The sequence below is a fragment of the Vibrio sp. V01_P9A10T6 genome, from assembly GCF_963877065.1.
Classification (GTDB): domain Bacteria; phylum Pseudomonadota; class Gammaproteobacteria; order Enterobacterales; family Vibrionaceae; genus Vibrio; species Vibrio anguillarum.
The window spans coordinates 1-2,378 of record NZ_CAWNTB010000124.1; the positions used below are offsets into that span (position 1 = coordinate 1).

At 37.3% G+C, this 2,378-nt stretch carries 1 protein-coding gene and 1 pseudogene; both read left to right on the forward strand.

The genetic code is table 11. The features are described 5' to 3' along the window. A partial coding sequence (locus AACQ21_RS06785) for an acyltransferase family protein (RefSeq protein ID WP_105976567.1) occupies nt 1–1,899 on the forward strand: 1,899 nt, incomplete at its 5' end. Nucleotides 1,900–2,143: 244 nt separating this feature from the next. Next, a pseudogene (locus AACQ21_RS06790) lies at nt 2,144–2,378 on the forward strand (transposase family protein); the annotation flags it as partial.

The window sequence follows — 2,378 nt, forward strand, 5'->3', positions numbered from 1 at the left end:
CTTTCAGTGTATCTAATCACTAAAATCATCTATAGTTCATTAGATAAAAATGATTTTAGCTTTCTAGAGTTTTATATTTCTAGGTTCAAGAGAATTGTACCAGCTTTATTGTTTGTCCTTTGTGTTGTATCTTTAGCTGCTTACATTATACTTCTTCCCTCGGAGTTTCTTTTATATGCAAAGTCACTAAAAGCGGCAATGCTATTTCAGTCCAATATATACTTTAGCTCTGAAGACACCTATGATGCTGCAGCAAGTATTTACAAGCCTCTCCTTCATACTTGGAGTCTTTCTGTAGAATGGCAGTTCTATCTGATCTTTCCTATAGTATTTTTATGTATAAATAAAATAGCCCGAACCCATGCTTTAATGATTTTTTTTGCATTATCGGTTTTTTCTTTTCTATATTCTTCTTGGATTGTTGAATATAGTCCTAATTCTGCATTTTATCTTCTTCAATCAAGATGTTGGGAGTTGCTGTGTGGTGGGATAGTTGCAATTTTTGAAAGTGAGAAGGTAAGGCTAAGAGAAAAGTTTATCATTTCACGATTTTGCTCAACTATTTCAGTGGGATCAATTTTAGTCATACTAGCGAGTTTAATATTCATTGATCATACATACAGCCACCCCTCTTATATAACTCTACTTCCTGTTTTAGCAACTATGATATATATATATTCATCAGGTGAGCATGAAGTATCAACTAAGGTTTTAGCTTATAAGCCTATTGTGTTTTTTGGGGTGGTTTCTTATTCTCTATATCTTTGGCATCAACCTATTTTTACGTTTTATCGTTTTAATGTGGAAGAAAAAATAGGTTTTCTACCCCTCGCAGCCATGCTGGCTCTCATATTTTTATTATCTGTGATGACATATTATTTTATAGAAAGGCCATTTAGGCTTAAGAAAATGGAGGTTTGGAAATGGTGTGCGATTGTTTTTGTGTTTAGTGTGCTCTATTTCTCTGCGAAATATATAGAGGAAAAAGATGGTTTGCCTGAGCGACTAGGTCCGCTTAAATCGATCTTCTATTCTATGGATGATCGAAAAACGTTCAGTATAAGCAATATTATATGCCATGCTAAAACAGTGCAACGTTCTTGTTACGCAGCAGGTTCAGACGAAAGTAAGGGGACTATTCTTCTGATTGGTGACAGCCATGCCGCGACACTTTCGAAGAATCTATATGAACAAGCAATGGTACGAGGATATGGGTACAGACAATTCACTCCTAGCGGATGTACAGGGCTAGATTCTATTATGATGTACCGAGAGCAAAATGGGAACTCAGTGCCAATTGAAAATTGTTTTCTACAGTCTCGAGAGATTAGTAAATTTCTTAAGGAGCATCGCAGTGATAAGCTCACTATTGTGCATGTTTCAAGACTACCTCTTTACTTAACGGGTACCCGTTTTGACAATGGCGAGGGTGGTGCCGAAATAGGCGAGAGGTATTGGGCAGAGCCAGTTGAACCTTCAGCTAATTTAGATAAGGAAATTATAAAAAGCTTGGAGGGCTGGGTGGGAAATAGTGACAATTTAGTCTTGGTGTATCCTATTCCAGAAGTTGGTTGGAACGTAAAATATCAAACTCAGAGAGCTTTACAGGTAACCAGAAGCTTGGTTGAGAAGCAGATCATAATGCATAACCTAGATTTATCTACGAGTTATGAGGCTTACCTTGAGCGATCTAAGCGCGCTTATCAGATCTTGGATGAAGTAGATGGAGCTACTACCAGAATTTATCCTCGAGACATCTTCTGTGCAGATAGCCAACGATGTGTTACTCACTCCCAAAGTGAACTTTACTACTACGATGACGATCATCTTTCTACACATGGGGCTAAAATGGTAGTAGCTGAAATATTTAATAAATTAGATAAACGTGCCACTAATTAGTCAATGCAGCAACCGTTACAAAAAATAGTCCCGATTACATTAATGTCGATCAATTAAGTTCAAATGGTTGGCAGGGAAACCGCATGAAGGTCGTTGATATATAAGGGCTGCAAAGATGCTAAGAATCCGCTTTGAACCTATCACTAATCCCAACTATTGAATGTAACCACATGAAAATAAAGATCTGCTTGTAGATCATTTTCGTTGTTTTCTAATTGCTCCTAGACAATATAGGAGCCTAAATATGAGCGAGTTAACCAACCCATTTTATGCACTTTCAAATCATTAAAGATTATCGACAGGAAAATAAAATAGCACACAAATTATCAGACATTATTTTGCTGACAATTTGTGGCGTCTTGTCGGGTCATGATGGCTGGGATGGCATTATCGATTTTGGCAATGCTCGCTTAGATTTCCTCAAACGATATGGTCACTTTGACGCTGGTATTCCTTCTGCAGATACGCTGTCTCGTGTG